Annotated in this window: 21 protein-coding genes; 6 read left to right on the forward strand and 15 right to left on the reverse strand. The window is 71.6% G+C overall.

What is annotated here, in order from left to right; all coding sequences use genetic code 11:
* Nucleotides 1-2: 2 nt before the first annotated feature.
* Together HD593_RS53155 and HD593_RS53160 are read right to left on the reverse strand one after the other, a co-directional pair.
* Nucleotides 3-2,870: an ATP-binding protein gene (locus HD593_RS53155; RefSeq protein WP_312904367.1), complete on the reverse strand. Its 2,868-nt coding sequence runs from the start codon at nt 2,868-2,870 to the stop codon at nt 3-5.
* Nucleotides 2,871-3,037: 167 nt separating this feature from the next.
* Entirely contained in the window at nt 3,038-4,978 is a 1,941-nt protein-coding gene (locus HD593_RS53160) for a hypothetical protein (RefSeq protein ID WP_185110443.1), read from the reverse strand.
* A gap of 169 nt (nt 4,979-5,147) precedes the next feature.
* On the opposite strand from HD593_RS53160, the gene HD593_RS53165 reads away from it, so the two are divergent.
* Both HD593_RS53165 and HD593_RS53170 read left to right on the forward strand, forming a co-directional pair.
* Complete coding sequence (locus HD593_RS53165; protein WP_185110444.1) at nt 5,148-5,807, forward strand: hypothetical protein; 660 nt, start codon at nt 5,148-5,150, stop codon at nt 5,805-5,807.
* On the forward strand, nt 5,807-6,460 hold the full coding sequence (locus tag HD593_RS53170; RefSeq protein WP_185110445.1) for a hypothetical protein: 654 nt from the start codon (nt 5,807-5,809) through the stop codon (nt 6,458-6,460). Before HD593_RS53165 ends, HD593_RS53170 begins: the two co-directional genes overlap by 1 nt.
* Before the next feature lie 346 nt (nt 6,461-6,806).
* Here the strand turns inward: HD593_RS53170 and HD593_RS53175 are convergent, their stop codons facing one another.
* A complete protein-coding gene (locus tag HD593_RS53175; protein ID WP_185110446.1) occupies nt 6,807-7,238 on the reverse strand; it encodes a hypothetical protein in 432 nt (143 codons plus the stop codon).
* Between the two features lie 3 nt (nt 7,239-7,241).
* On the opposite strand from HD593_RS53175, the gene HD593_RS53180 reads away from it, so the two are divergent.
* Nucleotides 7,242-7,907 (forward strand): flagellar basal body-associated FliL family protein, encoded by a 666-nt coding sequence (locus tag HD593_RS53180; protein WP_185110447.1) that lies wholly within the window; start codon nt 7,242-7,244, stop codon nt 7,905-7,907.
* Here HD593_RS53180 and HD593_RS53185 read toward each other — a convergent pair.
* A complete protein-coding gene (locus tag HD593_RS53185; RefSeq protein ID WP_185110448.1) occupies nt 7,897-9,156 on the reverse strand; it encodes a hypothetical protein in 1,260 nt (419 codons plus the stop codon). The two genes, HD593_RS53180 and HD593_RS53185, sit on opposite strands and share 11 nt — an antisense overlap.
* Before the next feature lie 283 nt (nt 9,157-9,439).
* Between HD593_RS53185 and HD593_RS53190 the strand changes: the two genes are divergently transcribed.
* Nucleotides 9,440-9,952 carry a helix-turn-helix domain-containing protein gene (locus HD593_RS53190; protein WP_312904368.1) on the forward strand — a complete coding sequence of 171 codons (513 nt, stop codon included), beginning with the start codon at nt 9,440-9,442 and terminating at the stop codon, nt 9,950-9,952.
* Between the two features lie 231 nt (nt 9,953-10,183).
* Here the strand turns inward: HD593_RS53190 and HD593_RS53195 are convergent, their stop codons facing one another.
* From HD593_RS53195 to HD593_RS53240, 11 genes are all read right to left on the reverse strand, one after another.
* Nucleotides 10,184-10,930 carry a methylated-DNA--[protein]-cysteine S-methyltransferase gene (locus HD593_RS53195; protein ID WP_185110450.1) on the reverse strand — a complete coding sequence of 249 codons (747 nt, stop codon included), beginning with the start codon at nt 10,928-10,930 and terminating at the stop codon, nt 10,184-10,186.
* Nucleotides 10,927-11,487, reverse strand: a complete 561-nt coding sequence (locus tag HD593_RS53200) for an RNA polymerase sigma factor (protein ID WP_312904369.1) — start codon at nt 11,485-11,487, stop codon at nt 10,927-10,929. Before HD593_RS53200 ends, HD593_RS53195 begins: the two co-directional genes overlap by 4 nt.
* A 121-nt stretch (nt 11,488-11,608) precedes the next feature.
* Nucleotides 11,609-11,914 (reverse strand): DUF1416 domain-containing protein, encoded by a 306-nt coding sequence (locus tag HD593_RS53205; protein ID WP_185110452.1) that lies wholly within the window; start codon nt 11,912-11,914, stop codon nt 11,609-11,611.
* On the reverse strand, nt 11,914-12,753 hold the full coding sequence (locus tag HD593_RS53210; RefSeq protein ID WP_185110453.1) for a sulfurtransferase: 840 nt from the start codon (nt 12,751-12,753) through the stop codon (nt 11,914-11,916). Before HD593_RS53210 ends, HD593_RS53205 begins: the two co-directional genes overlap by 1 nt.
* A complete protein-coding gene (locus HD593_RS53215) occupies nt 12,750-13,163 on the reverse strand; it encodes a DUF4395 domain-containing protein (protein WP_185110454.1) in 414 nt (137 codons plus the stop codon). Before HD593_RS53215 ends, HD593_RS53210 begins: the two co-directional genes overlap by 4 nt.
* Before the next feature lie 58 nt (nt 13,164-13,221).
* Complete coding sequence (locus HD593_RS65455) at nt 13,222-13,305, reverse strand: putative leader peptide (protein WP_350668905.1); 84 nt, start codon at nt 13,303-13,305, stop codon at nt 13,222-13,224.
* Nucleotides 13,306-13,383: 78 nt separating this feature from the next.
* On the reverse strand, nt 13,384-13,797 hold the full coding sequence (locus tag HD593_RS53220) for a thioredoxin family protein (protein WP_312904370.1): 414 nt from the start codon (nt 13,795-13,797) through the stop codon (nt 13,384-13,386).
* Between the two features lie 64 nt (nt 13,798-13,861).
* Nucleotides 13,862-14,749 (reverse strand): anti-sigma factor family protein, encoded by an 888-nt coding sequence (locus HD593_RS53225; RefSeq protein ID WP_221525396.1) that lies wholly within the window; start codon nt 14,747-14,749, stop codon nt 13,862-13,864.
* Complete coding sequence (locus HD593_RS53230) at nt 14,749-15,261, reverse strand: sigma-70 family RNA polymerase sigma factor (protein ID WP_185110457.1); 513 nt, start codon at nt 15,259-15,261, stop codon at nt 14,749-14,751. Before HD593_RS53230 ends, HD593_RS53225 begins: the two co-directional genes overlap by 1 nt.
* Nucleotides 15,262-15,298: 37 nt before the next feature.
* Entirely contained in the window at nt 15,299-15,964 is a 666-nt protein-coding gene (locus HD593_RS53235) for an LmeA family phospholipid-binding protein (protein WP_185110458.1), read from the reverse strand.
* A gap of 84 nt (nt 15,965-16,048) precedes the next feature.
* Nucleotides 16,049-16,300 (reverse strand): MoaD/ThiS family protein, encoded by a 252-nt coding sequence (locus HD593_RS53240; protein WP_185110459.1) that lies wholly within the window; start codon nt 16,298-16,300, stop codon nt 16,049-16,051.
* 176 nt (nt 16,301-16,476) lie between these two features.
* On the opposite strand from HD593_RS53240, the gene HD593_RS53245 reads away from it, so the two are divergent.
* Both HD593_RS53245 and HD593_RS64095 read left to right on the forward strand, forming a co-directional pair.
* Nucleotides 16,477-17,169, forward strand: coding sequence for a response regulator transcription factor (locus HD593_RS53245; RefSeq protein WP_185110460.1), 693 nt, complete (start codon nt 16,477-16,479; stop codon nt 17,167-17,169).
* Nucleotides 17,170-17,319: 150 nt separating this feature from the next.
* Nucleotides 17,320-20,793, forward strand: a complete 3,474-nt coding sequence (locus HD593_RS64095; protein WP_185110461.1) for a tetratricopeptide repeat protein — start codon at nt 17,320-17,322, stop codon at nt 20,791-20,793.
* Nucleotides 20,794-20,851 lie beyond the last annotated feature (58 nt).

Raw genomic sequence — 20,851 nt, forward strand, 5'->3', positions numbered from 1 at the left:
GATCAGGCGCTCGGCGGGTCGGCGAACGCGATCTCCGGCGAGCCGCCCTGCTCGAACGGCAGCACGAAGCGGCGCGGCCACGACAGCACGCCCTCCAGCCAGCCCGCCCCCATCGTCTGCCCCACGTGCCTGATCCTGGCCGACGACTCCACGCCGATCGCCACCGTGCCGATGTCGCGCTGCACCCCCTCGTGCTCGTCGTCGCCGAGGATCACCCGCCAGGCCAGCGCCCGGTTGTGGTCCACCTCCATCGACAGCGGGTGGTGCCGCAGCGCCTTGGCCCGGTGGCCGAGCAGCTCGGGCTCGACGGAGCCTGGGCCGGTGGCGGGGCCGCCTGGCTGGCGGAACAGGGCGTACTCCATGGGGGGTGCGGGGCTGCGCAGGTTCGGGGCCGGCTGGCCGTACGGGAAGAGCCTGTCCACCTCGTGCAGCCAGCGCACCTGCGGGATGACCCAGGACGCCCCTGGACGCTCGCCGCCGCTGTCGGCGCCGGCCAGCAGCCGCGTGGCCGTCTCGGCGGCCTTCTCGGTCAGCAGGGCCGGGTCGAACCACGTGCGCAGCGACCAGGCCCGCCGCTGCACCGAGCGCTCGATCAGGGTGGCGAGCAGGCATTCGCGGCGCCGCGCCGGCAGGTCGCCCCAGGCGGCAGACAGGGCGCGCGGCACGCCCGGCAGCGGCCGGTTGCCGACGAAGGCCAGCACGACCGTGTCGCACCAGATGCGCAGCCACGCCCACTCGGCCGCGCCGGCCAGCACGTCGGCCTCGCGCAGCTCCACCAGCGTGCACGCCAGCCCCGTACGGCACTGCGCGCCGCACGCCGCCGAGCGGCGGCCGCGGATGGGCGGCGGCGGGCCCGGCAGCGCCTTCTCCCTGGACTCCCCGAGCGGTACGCGCACCCGCAGCGGCCGGTCCATCCCGTCGGCGAACACCGCGGCCGAGCCCGGCTGCAGCGACACCACGTGGCGCGACTGCTCGTCGCTGAGGTTCATGGCGGCGCCGACGAGCTGCCTGTCGTCCTCGGCGGGCAGCCGGTGCACGACCTTCAGCGCGGTGTTCTTCACGACGTCGGGGACGAGCTTGGTGGGGATCTGCTCGGCCACCACGATGCCCTCCCCGTACGCCCTGATCTCGGCGAGCATCCCGGCCAGCAGCTCGACGGCGTGGGTGGAGGCCCGGCCGTGGCCGCGGTCGCGCAGCAGCCGGTGCGCCTCCTCGATCACGATGACGTGGCGCAGCTCCGCCGAGCGCTCCCGCCTGGCCCGCATGCGCAGGTGCTCGACGATCCGGATGATCAGCGTGCCCATGAGGAACGCCTTGTCCTCGTCGTTGGCCACGTCCTCGATGGCCAGCACGACCTGGCGTTCCAGCAGGCCGCCGATGTCGGCGGGGTGGCCGCCCTCGAAGAAGCGCCCGGCCGAGCCGACGCGCAGCGAGCGCAGCCGCAGCGAGATGAAGCCCTCGACGTCCGCCTGCACCTCGCGGCCGTAGCCGATCTCCTTGATCACGTCCATGGCGTGCTGCTGGAGCTGTTCGAGGGTGGGGACGCTGGGCGGCACGTTCGAGCCGGGCACGGCGCCGCCGGTGACCACGTCCCAGCCCGTCGCCTCGTAGACGCGCTGCAGCGCCAGCGACATGATCTGCGGGAACGGCTCCTCGGCGTCGAACGCGGCCATGAACAGCGCCCTGACCATGTCGATGTGCGCCTGGACGGGGTAGCCCGGCTCGGGTTCGAGCGGGTTGACGCTGAGCGGCACGCCGTCGGGCGCCGACGGGTTGATCACGGTGACGGGCTCGTCGACGCGGCCGGCCATGGCGGCGTACTCGGACTTGGCCGGCTCGATGGCCAGCCACGGGATGCGGGCCCTGCTGAGCTGCTCCAGCAGGTGCCGTACGGTCTGCGACTTGCCGGAGCCGGTCGCGCCCGTGACGAACGCGTGCCGGTTCAGCGTGGCCAGCGGCACCCGGAAGGAGCCCACGGCGCGGTCCTGCCCGTCGAGGATCTCCCCGAGCTCCAGCTCGCCGCCCTCCGACTCCGAGGTCACGTCGAAGAAGCCCGAGTCGAGCACGCGTACGCCGGGCACCTCCCGCCTGGGCAGCCCGGCCAGCGCGGCCAGCGCCCCCGCGGTGGCGGCGAACGGGGCGGCGGCGCCGTCGGCCGGGTCCTGCATGGTGATGGCCAGGGCCTCCGTCAGGGAGTAGGCGGCGCCGTGCGAGCTGCGCAGCCGGTACGGGTGCTGGCTCATCTCGACGGACCCGACGAGCACGGGCGCGATCTGCCGCAGCTCGTCGGCCGTGGCCCCGCCGGCCAGCACCCGCACGTTCCACAGGCCGGCCTCGCGGAAGGCGTCCAGCTCCTGCATGCGGCGCTCGGCCCGCTCGGCGTCGAAGCGGGAGCGCTCGGAGGCGTCGCCGTACTGCCGCAGCACGTTGAGCTGCGTACGCAGGTGCGCCACCTCTGCGTCGAGCAGGTCCGTCGGCTCGGCCACGACCAGCCAGGCGAACGGCCGCGACATCAGCGTCACCAGCGTCGACTCGAACAACGTGGGCCGTTTCAGCTCGTCCGGGTCGAACTCGCGGCCCTTGCTGCCCAGTGGCGGCGCCTGCCGCCCCGGGCACGGCGTCCACACCAGATCCGCCAAGTCGGCCAGGTACTCCTGGTTCAGCCGCACCCCGCGGGCCCCGCCGGGGAACAGCAGCGGCTGCGGCCCGCTCGGGTCGTCGGGCAGGTCCGTGGACCTGCGTGGCTGGCGCGGCGGCGACAAGGGGCCGGCGTTGGTGATGAGTTCGAGCGGCGCCCCCGAGCCCCGCGACAACCATCCGATGACGAACGGCCGGTCGCGCTGCGCCGCCGACAGCACCGCGGGAAGCACAGTGACGAAATCCCATTCCGCCGACGAGCTTCGCGAGGGTGCTGCGATCGACTGAATCCGGTACCAGGGCCCGCTCAGCGAGACACTCGGCTGCATTTCAATCCCCCACAGACGGTTCTTTGTTAAATTCCGCCAACCGTCAGCTCATCACCTCGACATTGACCATGTCATTGCCTGCCCTTGCGCCAGTCCAGGCGTGGCGGTGGTGGCCCGAGGTTCGGTGGCGGCTCTCCGTTGCCGTCCACGGCCTGGGGGTTCAGCGACAGCACCGCCTCCCGGACGTCCTCCAGCTCGCCGAGCGTGGTCTTGGGGAAGGTGAGGATGGCCGGGTTGGCGTCCGCCAGGCGTACCCGGCGGCCGTCCGCGGTGGCGTCCGTGACGATCACGGACGTCGTGGGGAGCTGCTGGAGCTGGTGCGGCTCGACGAGGAACTCGCGCGAGCGCTGCAGCACCCGCTCCTTCTCCGAGATCTTGTCGGCGGTCCTGCCCCACTCGGTGGACTCGGTGATGTCCTCCGCGAGGTCCGCGTGGTCGCCGTCGCGCTCCTCCCGGTCCTCCTCGACCTGGGAGATCGTGGAGGTGTAACCGCCGTCGAGGCCCGGCAGCGACTCGCTGATCGTCTCTGTGAGCTGTGCCAGCTCCAGCCGGTGCTCGGTGCCGACGTGCTCGCTGGCGACCCGCGCGTCCTCGGCGTTGCCGAGCCGCATGAACGCCACCGCGGCGTGCCCCCTGCCGAGCCGCTCCCGCACGGTGGGGGTCAGCGAGCGGTACGTCAGGACGAGCCCGGTACGCGAGGTCTCGCACGCGTCCATCAGCCGGTCCAGCACGTCACCCCTGAGCTTGTCCGCCCCGGCCACGATGATCGTGTGGTACCAGGGCCGGTCGGAGGAGGGCGACTGGCGCAGGATGTGGGTCAGGGCGGTGGCCACGTACGTGCCGAGCACCCGGTTGCCGAACACGCCGGCCTGCCGGTCCATGCTCACCACCCGGAGCCGGGCGGGCGGCAGCCGTACGGCCTGCGTGCCGAGCGTCTCCAGCTTGCGTAACTGCGACTCCAGCGCCCAGGCCCGCTCGATCACCACCCGGTCGCTCACGCCGCGCCCGAACAGCGTGCCGATGCGCTCCAGCTGGGTCGCGGTGATCAGCCCGAACCGCAGGTCGTCGCGCGGGTCGCCGACCTGCGCCAGCGCTCGCAGCGCGGCGGTGACCTGGCTGATCGTGGCGTTCTCGCCGAGCACCTCCAGCACGCGCTCCAGGATCGCGTTGTCGAAGCTGAGGTCGCGGGTGCTGCGCTGCTCCTCACTCACGCTCACCACATGCGCCAGCACGTCCGCGAACGCCTCGGGCTTGAGCGTGGCGCCCAGGTCGAGCCGGGGCAGGTCTACGGGCAGCACCCAGACCAGCGGGTCGTCGCCGCCCTTGCGGGCCAGCTCGATGAGGTCCTTGGCGATCGCGCCCTCCGACAGGTCCAGCACGGTCAGGTGACCGCCGCTGTAGAGCCGGGTGGCGCCGAGCAGCGTGACCAGCGCGGACCAGCCCGGTAACGTGCCGCCGGCCACGTCGATGCGGTCGAGCTCGTCGGGGACGGCGACCGCGTACCAGGTGAGCTGCCTGTCGTGGCGCTCCTTGGACTCCTGCCACTCCCGGTAGCGCTGGGCGTGCTCCTCCTGGGCGCGGAACAGGTCCTTGTCGCGTTCCCGGCGCTGCCGTTCGTCCCTGGCCTGCTGTTCGAGCACCCGGTACCTGACCGCGCGGTCGCCCTGCAGCAGCGCGTAGCTGAGGATGGCCGCCACGCCGCCGGCGGCGGCCAGCGCGACCAGCGCGAAGGGCCAGGCGAGGTAGCCGGCCAGGGCGACGGCCAGGATCACCACGGTCAGGGCCAGCATGAACATCCGCAGGAACCGGACCGGCCGGTTGAGCATGTCCTCCTGCATGCGCTCGCGGCGCAGCAGCTCCTGCTCGGCGGGGTCGGGCTCGTCCGGCGACTCCTCGACGGGCGAGGGGCGTCGGGGCGGGGGGCCCGGGTCGGGATGCAGCAGGATGTACTGCCAGCCCAGGTAGATGCGGTCCGCCTGGAGCTGGGCATGCTCGGGATGCACGTCTGCCACGTGACCCTCCGGCCGCCGATATGTCATGAGGAGTAGGGGTCAGCCCTTTCCGCTCCGTGACAGCGTATGAGTTACAAGCGCTATAGCGGCAGGGTTCTCGGCAATTCGACCGGCTCGATGGGAGCATTGCGGCAGATGGGACAAGCGAGACCTATTACCATCCTTACCCATGACGGAACCCTCCGGCGGCAGCACTGACAAGCCCAGACGCCCGGTAGTGGTGCCCGCGATCGCCCTGGTGGCGCTCGCCGCCATCGGAATCACCGCTCTGCTGGGTGGCCTGAACGAGCGACCGGATCCCGCGCCTCCTCAGCTCAAGCCCGGACAGGTGCTGGACCAAGGGCGGTTCGACACCCAGTTCGTCGAGTCCAAGATCACTCTACAGCGTGCGGAGAACGACTTCGCCGAGGACAAGCGGTTCCTCGACGTGATCTTCAAGGTGACCAACAAGACCGACGAGACCGTCAACGTGGGCGGCCTGCCCTCGGGCAAGAGCGGCGGCTGGAACTTCGGGGCCACGTTGCTGAAGATGACGCCGGCGATCAAGTCGGAGACCGGGGGCGACCTCTTCGTGTCCTCCCACGGCGGCCAGTACTCCCAGCTGCATCCCGGCATTCCGTCCATCGTGGTGGCGCGCTACGAGCTGGAGGGTTCGGCGCAGGCGCCCGAGCAGATCACCTACGACGTCGGCAAGTACAAGTTGTTCGAGAACGCCCTGGAGGACACCTCCGAGTGGTTCCTCGAGAGCGAGCAGGACCCGCTCACGGAAGAGGACGAGAACACGGTCGCCGCCAAGGTCACCCTGCCGGTCAAGCCAGAGGGGGCGTGATGACCGCGACTCAGGAACGCAGCGTGGCGCCGCGCGGGGGGCGCTCCCGCAGGCAGGCGGCCCGGCGGGAGCGAGGATCCGGGGCGCTGCACCTCGTGGTGGGGCTGCTGCTGGCCGCCGGGGCCGTGGGGATCCAGTCCCTGGACCTGTCGGGCGACGATCACAGCATGCCGCTCACGTACACGGGGGCGAAGGGGGAGAACGTCGACGCGGGCCGCTTCTCCGTCCGGGTGGAGAAGGTGTCCTCGGCCAAGACCCTCAAGGCCGACGGGAAGACCACCGCGACGGATCAGGTCTTCCTGGTCGTCGAGGCCGCGGCCACGGTGCCGAGCAAGCCGCTCCACCTGGGTGAGGCCCAGTTGCTCACCGCCGACGGCAAGAAGTTCGTGGCGAGCGACAAGGTCGACAAGATGGACACGCTGGCGTACCCGTGGATCCAGCCGGGGTGGTGGTCGAAGGGCAGGTACGTCTTCGAGGTGCCGGCCACGGCGCTGCCGGGGGCGCAGGCCGTCTTCACGCTGCCGGTCAGCGGGCTCTACTCCGAGCCGCTGCCGCCGGAGGCGCAGGTCGACCTCGGCATCGACGAGGCCGCCGCCAAGCAGCTCGGCTCCGCGCCCGCGGAGGTCTACGACCTGGACGAGAAGAAGAAGTAAGGCCATGAGCCAGAACGAATCGAACCGCGACTGGTTCGCGCCGCCTTCCGGCCAGCCGTCCCAGTCGGAGGACACCGTTCCGCACCCTGCTGTTCCGGCGCACGATGACGAGCGGCCTGCATACGGGCAGCCGGCGTATGGGCAGCCTCTGCACGGCCAGCCTGCTCCGCACGGGCAGCCGGCGTATGGCCAGCCTCCGCACGGCCAGCCAGCGCACGGCCAGCCAGCGCACGGGCAGCCAGCGCACGGGCAGCCGCCCCAGGGTCAGGACCCGGCACAACCGCACTACGAGCCTCAGCACGGGCGGCCCACGCAGCCTCATCCGCGGCCCGCGCCGCCCGGCCAGCTACCGCAGCGGCCGCAGCCCGGCCAGGCCGCGCAACCCCCGCATCAGCCCCAGTACCCCCAGCCCGGCCAGGCGGGGCAGCCGGGGCAGCCGGGGCAGGCCCCCTACCGGCCGCAGCACGGGCAGCCCACGCAGCCCCTGCACCAGCCCCGGTTCGACCAGCAGCCTCCGCAGGGTGGTGGCCAGGCGGGTCACCGGCCCGGGCCGCGGCGGCAGCCTCCGCAGACCGACCCGTTCGCGCCCCGGCGCGGCACCCAGCCGGACCAGCAGGTCTGGCCGCCCGCGCACCCGGGTTTCCGCACCGGCTCCACGCAGCCCCTCCCGGCCGTTCCCGCGGCGGGCCCGATGCCACCGTTCCCCGGCGTACAGGCGGGCCAGGGCGAGCACCCCGCACAGGCGGCCCGGGGCGAGCACCCCGGGGCAGGCGCGCACGGCATGGTCGCGCCGCCCGCGGGCCCCGCCGAGCCGGAGGCGGCTTCGTCCGATGCGCCCCCGCCCTCCGACGGGACGCCGGAGGGGCAGGCCGCTCCGCCGCCGCGCCGTCCGCGTACGGTCATGCTGGGCGTGAGCGCGGTCGTCGCGCTGCTGGTCGGGGTCGGCGCGCCCACCGTGGACGCGTTCCTCTTCTACCGCAGCGGCCAGCCCGCCGACATCGTGCACGTGGTGGAGGCGGGCAAGGAGCTGACGTTCGAGCACGTGTCGTGGAAGGCCCGGCTCGAAACCATGGATCCGCCGCAGCCCACCGCGCCGGAGCGGCAGTGGATGAAGATCACGATCACCAGGAAGGGCGCCGACGACACGGGCATCAGGCTCACCGCCAAGCCCGAGCTGGAGCTGCGGGACCGCGAGGGCCGCTCCTGGCAGGTGGAGGTCACGGAGGACAACGTCGCGCTCGACGAGGACGCCGAGGTGGGCAAGGCCTACACCTACAACGCCGTCGCCGTCGTGCCCAAGACGGTGGCCGCCCAGGTCGAGCTGTACCTGCGCCCGAACACCACCTACCGGTCCGACACGCCGACGGACAAGCTGTTCGCCGTCCCGACGGACCCCGCGGAGCAGGAGAAGGCCAAGCACAAGGACGTGCTGGTGTTCAGGCGGTGATGTCCTCGCCGCGCAGGCGTGCCCTGGTCGCCGCGATGTCGAACGCCGCGGCCAGCACGCAGTAGGACAGGCAGGTGGTCAGCAGGTTCCCGATGAACACCACGGGCTTGCTGACCACCAGCCACATGAACGCGACGTCGGAGCCGATCAGCGTCCGTACGCCCCTGTCCAGGTATTCGACTCCGATGTGGATGCCCACGTACAGCAGGCACATGAACCCGAACAGCGCCATGCCGCCCCGGAAGGTGATCCGGAAGGCGTTGGCGACGGGCACCCAGCGATCCCGCCAGCCGCCGACGACCCGGTCCACCGCGCGCTGGGTGATGTCGTGGCTTTCCTCCAGCTTGTCCATGCCCCGCTCCAGGCGGGTGCCGCGCAGGGCGCGGCGGGCGTCGTCGACGGAGGCGCCGAAGACCAGCACGGCGATGGCCAGCCAGGTGAGCGGCACGGCCAGCGCGTCGATGAGGTGCGGCCAGACGCTTCCGACCCAGTCCCAGAACGCCTTCCAGCCCGGCACCGTCTCCTGCGCGTGCTTCCACGCCTCGGTGGCGCTGCTCACGACGGCGCGGTGCTCGGTCCAGTCCCCGCGTAGCTGCGTGAAGGTGAAGATGGCGTTCAGGCCGCAGAACACGAACGAGAACTCGGCGAACGCGGCTGCGACGCCGGCGAACTTCCCCGAGCCCCTCTCGACCAGGCGCGAGAAGAGCATGCGCAGCCCGAAGGTCACCACCATGGCGCCCAGGGAGACCCGCCAGTCCAGGCCGACCAGGCCCAGCCCGTACGTGGCCTTCTCGTCGGTACCGTTGGCGATGTTGTTGAGTATCGGGGTGTAGAAATTGTCGTCCAGGTTGTGGAACCGGTCCATCGAGAGGAAGTCGCTCGCGTCCCGGTAGTACAGCTCCCAGGCCAGGTAGATGACCGCGAAGGCGGGTGCCACCCGGTTCAGCGAGACCCAGAACTTCTCGTCCTCCTGGCCGTCGCGCCTGCGTGCCTGCGTCTCCCACAGGACCTCGCGCAGAGACAGGAACATGCCGGTGACGACGGTCATGGAGATGAGGATCACCATGGTGACCAGCACCAGGGTGGCGACCAGCCGGGCCTGCCACCACGAGCCGTGCGAGATCTCGGTGGCGATGTAGAGCACCACCCAGCGGGCCAGCTCACCTGCCGAGAACCACAGGATCAAGGGCAGGGCGCACTTGCCCGCCAGGCGAAGGGCGTGCAGGGGCAGCGAGTACGGCGAGGGCATCTGCTGAGCCGGCGTAGGCCCAGGTCGCGGAGGTGCCGTCACACCTGTCGATCCGGACATCTGTGGAATCGTATCGGTCTGTCCCTTGTGGCGCAGCCGCAACCTGGCAAAAGCGCTACTCTCCGCAGATCGATCATGAGCACGCGGCGATCATGAACCGCGGCCGGGTTCCAGAGGTGCGGCCACTGCGACGAGTCGGGGAGCGGGACCCACATGCTGGTCGGATGTGCGGCAATATGGCTGTATGGAGCCGCAGCCCGCACTCGACACCGATCCTCGCGTGGTGGGAGATCGACTGCGGCGGCTGCGCCAGGCGCGCGGCGTCTCGCTCTCCGAGCTCGCCAAGCGCGCCGGCATCGGCAAGGCCACGCTGTCGGGCGTGGAGACCGGCACGCGCAACCCCACCCTGGAAACGCTCTGGGCGATCACCGCGCAGCTCGGGGTGCCGATCGGGGCCATCCTCGACGCGCCGCCCGAACCGCAGATCATGCGGGGCACCGCCATCGAGGCCGAGCTGCTCGAGGTGTTCGAGGACGATCGGGTCACGTACGAGCTGTACCGCCTGCGCATCCCGCCAGGGCTCACGCAGACCTCACCGGCGCATCACGAGGGGGTCAGCGAGCACCTCACGGTCTTCACCGGCACCCTCAGCGCCGGCCCCATGGACGAGCCGCTCACGGCCGGGCCCGGTGACCACATCTCCTGGGTGTCGGACGTCCCGCACGGCTACCGGGCCCACGGCCCCGACGTGGTCCGCGCCACACTCCTCATGCGCTACCCCACCAAGCCCGTCTGACCCCCACCCCACCACCGTTCCACCCGACACGCCACCGCATCCCGGCGCGCCCGCGTGCCGGCACGCCGCCGCAACCGGCGCCGGGTCGGCGGGACGGGGTACGGCGGCGTCCGGCGCAACGAGTACGACGCCCGGCGTGGCGCAACGCCAGAGCGTCGTGAACCAGCACAACGCGAGGCACCCGGTGCGGACGCAACGCCAGGGCGTTCCGAACTCGCCCAGCGCAGGGCGCTACGCCGGGACGTCCTGGGCCGGCCGGCAGGTGCGGCACGGCCGGTAGCCCGCCGCGCGTGCCTGGGCGAGGCTGCGGAACCCGTGCCGGTGCGCCGCCGTGATGCGCCGCGCGTTGTGGCAGGTCGGAAAGCACACCACCCCGGTCGTGTCGCTGGCCAGGTAGAACACCCGCTCCCCCGCCAACGCCCGCACCCGCTCCAGATCCACCCCTTCCTCGATCAGCAACCGCTCCTTGGCCGGCGAGCCGAACACGTAGTCGCCCACCATCCCGTCCGACCGGGTGACCCGGTGGCAGGGGATGAGCAGCGGCACCGGGTTCCGCCCGAGCGCGGTCCCGACGGCCCGTACGGCCCTGGGGCGCCCGATGCGGGCGGCGATCCAGGCGTAGGGCCGAACCTCGCCGCGCGGAATCTCCCGCGCCGCCTCCAGGACCGAACGCTGGAAGGGGCTCAGCCCGCGCAGGTCGAGCCGCAGCCCTCCCAGGCGGCCGGTGCGCAGGGCGGGCAGCAGCCCGGCGGGCGGGCGGGCGGCCGGCAGCAGCGGGCGGCCGAAGCGTTCCCTGAACGCCTGCGCGAAGCCCTCTCCCGCGTGCACATAGGCCACACCCTGATCGGTGTACGCCACGGCCAGCTCCCCGATCGGTGCCGGCACGCGGACCCAGCGGGCCGCGATCCGTTCGAGCAGGCTCTCCGGCGGCTCCACGGCGAGTGCCGCGAGTCCGGTGAGCAGGGGATCCTGAGTCATCGGGCACCTCCTAGTACGCGTAGCCGCCTCAGCCCCCTGGACACGTGCGACTTGACCGTGCCCTGGGGGATCTTCAGCACGGTGGCGATCTCGCTGACCGGCAGGTCCACGACGTGGCGCAGCACGACCGCGGCCCGCTGCTCGTCGGGGAGCTGTCCCAGCAGCGCGGCCAGTTCGTCGCCGGTCTCGCGGCGGACGGCGGCCGCCTCGACGTCCTCGCCGGGGTCGGCCTCGTCCAGCGGCTCCTCGACCAGGTCGGTCGGCGGCCTGCGGGACTTGGCGCGGGCGCAGTTGCGCCAGACGTTCATGAGGATCGTCATCAGCCAGGCCCGCGGCTGCAGCCCGGCGAGGCGCTCGGGCGAGTACCCGGACAGGGCCCGGTACGCGCGCAGGAACGCCTCCGCCGTGTAGTCCTCGGCGTCGGCCCAGCGCCCGGTCAGCCGCAGCGCGGTCGAGAAGACCAGGCCGCGGTAGGCGCCGTACAGCTCGGCGAACCCCTCGTCGAGGTCGTCGAGCAGCGCCTTGCGCACCGGGTCGGGACAGTCGGTTTCCACCACGTTCTCTACAACACCGCAGGACGGCATCCGGTTGCACGCGGAAGCACCGCGAAGCGGGATCCGGTCGCACGCGAAAGGCCCGCGTTCCCCGGCTGGGGAACGCGGGCCTCCACGCGGATGCTCAGACGGCCACCGCGAGCTGGGCGACCTCGCCCAGCTTGGCCTCCACCTGCACGTCCCTGGTGACGCCGCCGCCCGCGATGATGCGGACGGTCCAGTCGCCGGGAGCGGCGAAGAAGCGGAAGACGCCGTCCTCGGAGACCACGACCTCGCCGGTGAACTCACCGGAGTGGTCGAGCAGTCGTGCGTACGCCGTGCCGGCGCCGGTGACGACGCCCTGGATCACGGCCTGGTTGGTCAGATCGATCCCAGCGGGCAGCGCGACGGTCTGCTCCGGCGCGCCGCAACCCTGTGCTGCAGCCGACATCAGCGGGCCTCCCCCAGCTCGATCGGCACGCCCACGAGCGAGCCGTACTCGGTCCACGAACCGTCGTAGTTCTTCACGTTGGACTGCTCCAGCAGCTCGTGCAGCACGAACCAGGTGTGCGCCGAGCGCTCGCCGATGCGGCAGTACGCGATGGTGTCCTTGCCGAAGTCGACGCCGGCCTCCTGGTAGAGGGTGCGCAGGTCGTCGTCGGACTTGAAGGTGCCGTCGTCGTTCGCGGCCTTGGACCACGGGATGTTGCGGGCGGTGGGCACGTGGCCGCCGCGCTGCGCCTGCTCCTGCGGGAGGTGGGCGGGGGCGAGCAGCTTGCCGGTGAACTCGTCGGGCGAGCGCACGTCCACCAGGTTGAGCTTGCCGATGGCCGACACCACGTCGTCGCGGAAGGCGCGGATGGCGCTGTCCTGCTCCTGGGCGACGTACTGGGTCTTGGCCCGCTGCGGCACGTCCTTCACCAGCTCGCGCGAGTCGAGCTCCCACTTCTTGCGCCCGCCGTCGAGCAGCTTCACGTTCTCGTGGCCGTACAGCTTGAAGTACCAGTACGCGTAGGCGGCGAACCAGTTGTTGTTCCCGCCGTACAGCACCACGGTGTCATCGTTGGCAATGCCGCGGTCGGACAGCAGCGCCTCGAAACCGGTCTTGTCCACGAAGTCGCGGCGCACAGGGTCCTGCAGGTCGTTACGCCAGTCGACCTTCACGGCACCACGGATGTGGCCCTTGTCGTAGGCGCTGACGTCCTCGTCGACCTCGACGAGGACGACTCCGGGGGTGTCGAGGTTGGCCTCGACCCAGTCGGCGTCCACCAGGGCGGCGGAGCGGCTCATTTGGATACCTCCATGTTGGCGGCGGGCAGTAGTCGGCGAATGAGCAGGTACGTTTCGCAGCCGAGGCAGAATCCGAAGGCTGCGTTGAGGAAGGCGGCGAGGAGAGCCGCGGCCGTGGCCGCGAGGGCCAGCGGGGTGATCCCGGCAGCGAACCCGACCAGGCCGACGACCGCGAAGGCCAGCCCTACCCCCTGCGCGAAGCGGGGCGGACGGGCATCCTCGGTCTCCGTTGGATCGCTCCGAACGAGCACCTTGAAGAGCATCGCGTACGGCGAGCGCCGGTGCGCCCCGAGCGCGAAGACCACCACCTGGGCGGCGAGCAGCCAGAAGCTCTCCGTCACCAGGACGGAGACCAGGACCAGGGTGGTGATGGCCGCGCCGAAGCGCAGCGCTCTAGGATCGGCACGCATCGCGGGATGCTCCTGAAGGGTCGATTGGGGCGGATCACAGGTCCGCGCGAGATCGTCCTCAGGCAGCGCGACAGAGCGCGGTGGCGACGCGGCAGAAATCAACCGCGCGCCGCTTCGTCAGCAGCTCTGTCGATGGGTTCATGGCGACGACACTACTCGGCGTCTCGTCATCTGTCACATCTCGTCCGGTTGGTGAGACAACTTGTGAGACGGGTCACACTCACGAGTCCGGTACGGCCTGCGCCAGAGCGGCCAGCACGTCGGCCTTGCGCGGCTGCCCGGCGGCCTGCTTGACGATGCCGCCCGCCGCGTCGAGCACCAGCACGGTCGGGGTGCGGGTGATGCCGAGCCGGCGTACGAGGTCGAGCCGGGACTCGGCGTCGATCTCGACGTGGCCGACCCCGGGCACGAGCGCGCTCACGTCGGCCAGGACCCGCCGGGTGGCCCGGCAGGGCTGGCAGAACGCGGTCGAGAACTGCACCAGGGTGGCCCTCGCCCCCAGCCCCGAGCCGAGGTCGTCGGCGGACAGCCGGTCGCCGCCGGCCTCGTGCACGCGTCCGTCGCGGCGCAACCGGACCACCCCGATCACCGTTCCGAGCGCCAGCGTCGCCAGCGCCACCCACAAGCCTGTCACCGTCATCCCCTGGTGCAACCGCGCGGGCGGCCCGTTCGCTTCCCGAAGCGCGCGGGCGACCGCTTCACTTCCCGCGGGCCGTGGGCGGCACGGGCACCTGGACGAGCAGCTTCCCGGCCGTGTCCACGATCTCGAACCTGGCGATCTCCTTGAGGCTCATCGCCGTCCCGAAGCGGAAGATCTTCCCGGTCTCGTAGTCCGCGCGCCGCACGACCCAGCTGTCCGAACGTTCCTGCCGCCCGTCCACGCCGACCACGACGACCAGGCAGTCGGTGCCCACCGGCACCCCGGTGACCTGCACGCCGAGCTCCGAGCCCGTGGCCGCCGGCCGGACGAGCACGGTGGCGTAGTACTCCTCGGCCTTGTTCTCGCCGGGGAACGCGACCTCGTCCGCCCTGGCGGGCTTCGAGGTGGGCCGGATCTGGGCGTCCGTGGCGCTCTCGGGCGCCGGGCTCCGGGAGGCCTGGCTCCTCGGGGAGGCCGACGCGGCGCTCTGGGAGTCCTCCGCGGGGCTCTTCGACCTGGCCTTCTCGTCGTAGGTCTCGTAGCCCTGGTCCCGCATGACCTCGGGCGCCTGCGAAGCGACGGGCACGGGTGCCTGCGCCGACGTCGTCTCGCTCCCTGAACCGGTCTGGATCGCCGTCCACACCGTGCCGCCGACCACCAGCACCGCCGCGGCCGCGACCAGGGACATCAGGGCGCGGCCGCGCCTGGTCCGCTTGACGCGGTCGTTCAGCAGCCGGTCGAGCACCTGGCGCGGAGGGCTGGCCACCAGCTCCACGTCGCGCTCCGACACCTTGCCCAGGAACGCGCCGACTCCCTCCAGCTCCAGCAGCTCGGCGCCGCACGCCTCGCAGGTCGCCAGGTGGTGGTCGATCTCCGCCGCCTCTTCCGGATCCAGCGCGCCCAGCGCGTGCGCGCCCAGTGAGATCCGGACCTCCTCGCACGTCATCACGGTGCCAGCCCCCGTTCCTCGAGCGCCAGCTTGAGCGCGCGCAACGCGTAGTACGTGCGGGACTTCACCGTGCCCGGCGGTATGCCCAGCGTCGCCGACGCCTCCTTCACCGATCGCCCCCGGTAGTAGACCTCCAGCAGCACCTCCCGGTGCTCCGCCCGCAGCGCCGCCAGCGCCTCGGCCACGGCCCACGACTCGACCGCGCGTTCCAGCTCGTCGTCGGCCGGCAGGACCGCCAGCGCCTCGTCGCCCGTCTCGGGCGGCCTGGCCTTCTTGGCGCGGTGCTGGTCCACGACGAGATTACGGGCCACCGTGAACAGCCACGCGCGGATGGGCCTGCCGGACATCGCCTCGGGATGCCGCCAGGCCCGCAACAGCGTTTCCTGCACGACGTCCTCGGCCCGCCCGGAGTCACCGGTCAGTCGCAGAACGTAGCCGTAGAGGGGCCCGGCATGCTCGTCGAAGAGGGTCTTCACGAGTTCCTCGTCGGCGGTCCCGGCTGTGCTCACGCCCTCATCACGTACGGCAGGCGAGAGCGGTTCAATCTCATCCACGAATCGGCACGTCAGACGCCTCGGCCGAGAACTCCAGCCCCTCGGCCACACTCTTGACGCCGGTCACCCTCACGTCGAAGGGCAGCTTGCCCTGGAACGGGATGGTGTAGGAGACCAGCTGGGCGACCTGGTCGGGGACGCCCTCGATCTTCTCGGCCTGGATCTTGATCCCCCCATCGGCGAGCACCACCCGCATCTCGGCGTTGAACCGCACCTTGTTCGCCCCCAACGTGACCTCGCCCGACGCCGTGAGCCGCCGCCCGTTCCCGCCGATCTTGACGCCCTGGGGGGCGTACTTGTCGATCGTGGCCCTGGTGAGGGTGCCGCTGACGGTCACGCGACCGGCCCGGATGTCGGGTCTGTTCTGGATGATGTCGGCCAGGGGGGCCGTCACGTCGTAGGCGGCGCCCCGCAGGTTCTTCACCGGCACATCGCCGTACGTGAACGTGCCGAGATTGAACCGTACCTCTGGATAGTGCCCGGAGACGGCCTGAGTGAGAAATGGGATGCCCTCAATTGTCACGGTCGGGGTACCGGAGAGATCGGCCGTCGCCGCGATGCGGTTCGCCAGATCGCGCTCGACGCCGGCCACGGCGACCCGATCGACGGCGACAAGGAGAATGACGAGCACGATCAGAAAGACGATCAGCTTGCGCATGGAGCTCCCTGTCTCGAGCGGGGGATCAAGAGACTACCGACTGGCATCCTCATTCCCCCGCGAAGCGGCCACTCACCTGACCGCTCACCCACCGGCGAAAGGCGGGAGCACCTCCACGGTCGCGCCCTCGCCGAGGATCACCTCGCCGTGGGGGCGCTTGCCGACCGGGGAGCCGTCCACGAGGAACGAGCATCGTTGCACGACCCGTGCCAGCTCTGACCGATTTCGTGTGATTTTCGTCATGAGTTCACCAAGAGTGACCGCTTCGAACGGTTCCTCGGCCACTCCTGCCGCTTCCTTGGCGGCCGCCCAATAACGCACCTTTCCCATGGCCATGCCGTACCTCACAATCCTTTCCGCACTATTGTGCGTCGCCCTTAACGAGCTTGTTCCAGGAGACGCGCTGTTCACCTGCTGGACGCGCAATGGACGCGACTTACTCGTGGGATATCCTCGCCTACAGGACCTGGGCGACGTAGCCCCCGGGTCCTTGCGTGTTTGAGGAGGCCGTAATGAGCAACCTGCTCCTGCTGACCAACGCCCTCGAGCCGTCTGCCGAGGTGCTACCGGCGCTGGGGTTGTTGCTCCACTCGGTCAGGGTCGCCCCGGCGGAGGCGTCCGCCCTCATCGACGCCCCTCCCGCCGACGCCGTCATCGTGGACGCGCGCAAGGAGCTGGCGCAGGCCAAGAGCCTGTGCCGGTTGATCCGCACCACCGGCATCGACTGCCCCCTCCTGGTGATCGTGACCGAGGGCGGGCTGGCCGCGATGACCGCCGAGTGGGGCGTGGACGACGTGCTGCTCGACAGCGCAGGGCCGGCCGAGGTGGAGGCCCGGCTGCGCATGGCCACCGGCCGGATCTCGCAGGCCGCGACGGAGGAGGTCCCCGACGAGATCCGCAGCGGCGACCTGTCGATCGACGAGGCCACCTACACCGCGCGGCTGCGCGGCCGCGTGCTCGACCTCACGTTCAAGGAGTTCGAGCTGCTCAAGTACCTCGCCCAGCACCCGGGCAGGGTCTTCACCCGCGCCCAGCTCCTCCAGGAGGTCTGGGGCTACGACTACTTCGGCGGCACCAGGACGGTCGACGTGCACGTGCGGCGGCTGCGCGCGAAGCTCGGCACGGAGTACGAGTCGCTGATCGGCACAGTGCGCAACGTCGGCTACCGCTTCGTGCCCGACCGCGCCGACGCCGCCAACGTCTGATCGACAGCACCTGATTGACAGCGCCCGATTGACAGCGCCCGATTGACAGCGGGTTCCCGCTGCGCTCCACTGATGTGACAGATAGTCGTACGCGCCGTTTCGCGTCTGTCATGTCGAGGACACCGCCGTCCTGAAGGGGGTGGTGTCCGGGTGAGTCTCTTCAGGTCGCTGGTCGACGAGGGCGCCCGCCTGCGGGTGTACCACCGCAACGAGATGATGTGCTCGCCGGCGCGGGCCGACCACAACGTCTACCTGATCGACTCCGGCTACGCCCGCGAGTACACCCCGGCGGGCGGCCGCGAGGCCCTGCACGACCTGAGGGGCGCCGGCGACCTCGTCGGCGAGCTGGCCTTCTGGAGCCCCGCCGAGCGCGTCGGGGTCGACGCGCTGACCGAGGTACGCGCCTGGCCCATCGACCTGCGGCGGCTGCGCGAGCACGCCTCCACCGGCCCGGCCGTGGCCACGGCGCTGGTTCAGGAGCTGTTCGCCAGGAACGTGGCCGCGCGCAGGCACGAGGCGCTGGCCCGCGCCCCCGTCGCCGCCCGGCTGGCCGTGTGGCTGCTGCACCTGGACGAACGTTACGGGCTGGGCTCCGAGCAGGCCCCGCCGCTGACCATGGAGACGCTGGCCGGCCTGGTGGGCAGCTCCGCCGACGTGGTGCAGCGCCAGATCACGCAGTGGACGCAGCGCGGCTGGCTGGTACGGCTGCGCTACCGGCGGCTGCGGATCGCCGACCCGTCCGCGCTGCGCGATGCCGCCGGGAGCTGGGAGCACCTGTCGGCACCGTGGGCGGGGCGGGTGACGCCTTTCCTGATCCGGCCGGCCGGGCCCGCCGATCCCCTGCCGGTGGGCGAGGTGCCCAAGCCGCGCCAGCTCCCCGCCGACATGCCGGACTTCATCGGGCGGCAGCAGAGCCTGGACCTGCTCACCGCCTGGCTGAAACGGCACAGGCGGACGAACACGATGGTCGTGCAGGGCCTGCCTGGCGTGGGCAAGACCGCGCTGGTGACGCACTGGGGCCACCTGCACGCCGACCGGTTCCCCGACGGGCAGATCGTGATCGACCTGCGCGGCCAGTCGCCGAGCCAGCCGCCGATGAGCACGGTCGAGGCCCTGGGGCAGATCCTGCGCTCGCTCGGCATCGGCGAGCCCGCCTCCGACGAGGCCGAGCTGATGCTGCTCTACCGCAGCAGGATCGCCGGCCGCCGGCTGCTGCTCATCCTCGACAACGCCGCCGACCCCGCGCAGGTGCGGGCGCTGCTTCCGGGCAGCAAGGACTGCGTGGTGCTGGTCACCAGCAGGACGCGGATGGCGCCGCTGCGCGCCACCGGGCACGCCGACCTGATGGACCTGCCGGTGCTCGACCCGGGCAACGCGGTGGCGCTGCTGGTCGCGGTGCTCGGCGAGGGCTCGCCGCGGGCCGCCGACCGCGACGCGCTGGCCGAGCTGGCGCGGGTGTGCTCCTACCACCCGTTCGCGCTGCGGATCTCGGCGGCCAAGCTGGCCGAGAACCCCGGGCTCAGCGTGCAGTCACGGGCGCAGGAGCTGCGCCGGCCCGACCGGCGGCTGGTGGGCGACCCCGAGGAGGCGTTCACGCAGGCGCTCAACCTGGCGTACGAGTCGCTGAGCCCGGTGCAGCGGCGGGCGTTCCGGCACGTCGGGCTGCTGCCCGGGCGCGATTTCACGCCCGAGGTGCTGGCGGCGGCGCTGGGCGTGCCGGTGACCGAGGCGGTGGTCGCGGTGGAGGGGCTGCACAGGGCGTACCTGGTGGAGCCGCTGCCCGGGCCGCGCTACCGGGTGCACGACCTGGTCAAGCGGCTGGCCAGGGAGCTGGGCAGGCACGCGGAGGCGGGCGTGCGGGAGGCCAGGGCGCGGCTGCTCGACCACTACCTGGCGGTGGCGACGGACCCGGCGACGCCGCGCGAGTGGTTCGAGGCCGAGCGGCGCTCGCTGGTCTCCGCCGTACGGCTGGCCGGGGAGAGCGGCGCGCACGGCATGGCCTGGCGGCTGGCCGAGGCCGTGTTCGAGCCGTTCAGGCGGCTGCGGTTCTACGAGAACAACCTGGAGGTGCAGCAGGGCGGGCTGACCTCGGCGATGCAGGTGAGCAACCGGCGGGCCATCGCGCTGATGCGCAGCCGCCTGGGCAGCCTCCACCGGGACATCGGGCCCTCCACGCTGGCGGCCAGGCTGATCGGCGAGGCGCTGGCGGACTTCGCCGAGCTGGGCGACCTCGAAGGCCAGGCGCGGGCGCTGAACGAGCTGGCCGAGGTGCACGGCATCGCGGGCAACAGCGAGGACGCGCTGCGCTACGCGGGCGAGGCGCTGGAGCTCCACCGGGCGATCGACGACCCGGCCGGCGTGGCGAGCAGCCTGCACACGCTGTCCCGGCTGCACCTGTCGCAGGAGCGGTACGAGCTGGCCCTGCACCACGCGGGCCAGGCCCTCGACGTACGCGAGGAGCTCGGCGACCGGCGCGGCACCGCGCAGAGCCTGATCATCCTGGCCACCGTGCAGCGCAACCTGGGTGAGCCGAACGCCGCGCTGTCGGAGGGCCTGGAGGCGCTGTCGATCTGCCACGACCTCGGCGACGAGCACGCCGAGGCGGAGACGCTGCTGTGCCTGGCGGAGATCTACGACCTGCTCAGGCTCCCGCACGACGCCCAGCGCGACGCCGAGCGCGCCCTGGCCGGCTACACCGCGACCGGCGACCAGTACGGCTGCGGCCGCGCCCTGTGCGCGCTCGGCCGCATCGCGCGCAACGGCTCCCGCTACGCCGAGGCCCTGTCCTACTACGAGCAGGCCCTGACGGTGCAGGTCGAGCTCCACCACGAGCAGGGCAAGGCCGAGACGCTCGGCGACATCGGGCTGGTGCACTGGCGGCTGTCGGACTACCTGCGCGCCGACGAGTACCTGAGCCAGGCGCTGGCGATCAGCCGGGTGATCCGCGACGGGCCCATCGAGGCCCGCATGCTGAACCGGCTCGCGCGGGTGCGGCGGCGCCAGGGCCGGTCGCAGGTGGCCTTCGTGTACGCGCTCGAAGCCCTGGACATCGTGCAGGGCCTGGGGAACCGGCGGGTCGAGGCCGACGTGCAGGAGACGCTGACGTACACGTACCTGTCGCTGGGGCAGCCCAGGTCGGCGCTGCGGGCGGCCAGGGCGGCGCTGGCGATCAGGGAGGAGCTGCGCGACAACCGGGGCAGCGCGCTGCTGTCGATGGCGCAGGCGCTGCTCGCGGCCGGCCGGTCGGCGCAGGCGCTGGAGCCCGCCAGGGAGGCGGTCGAGCTGCAGCACGAGACCGGCACCCGCGACCGGTGGGGTGCGGCGCTCACCACGCTCGCCCTGGTGCTGCTGGACCTGGACAGGACGGACGAGGCCGTGGTGTACGCCCGGCAGGCCAGGGACGTGCACCGCGAGTGCGGGACGCGGCGGGACCTCGGGTGCGCGCTGCGCGCGCTCGGGCTGACCTCGGCCCGGCTCGGGCACCGGTGGGCCGCCGTCTCCCACCTCCGGGAGGCCGTACGGACGCTGGAGGAGGTCGGGGACGTCTTCGAGGCGAAGCAGGTGGCGGAGGAACTCCGGCTTCTCCACGAAATGCCGACAAAAGTCGTTAAATCCCGGGCCTGAGGTCGCAGATCTTCGCCGGAAACTCCCGTTAGCTGGTGACACCAGCTACTCCAACGGA

The organism is Nonomuraea rubra (assembly GCF_014207985.1).
Taxonomy (GTDB): domain Bacteria; phylum Actinomycetota; class Actinomycetes; order Streptosporangiales; family Streptosporangiaceae; genus Nonomuraea; species Nonomuraea rubra.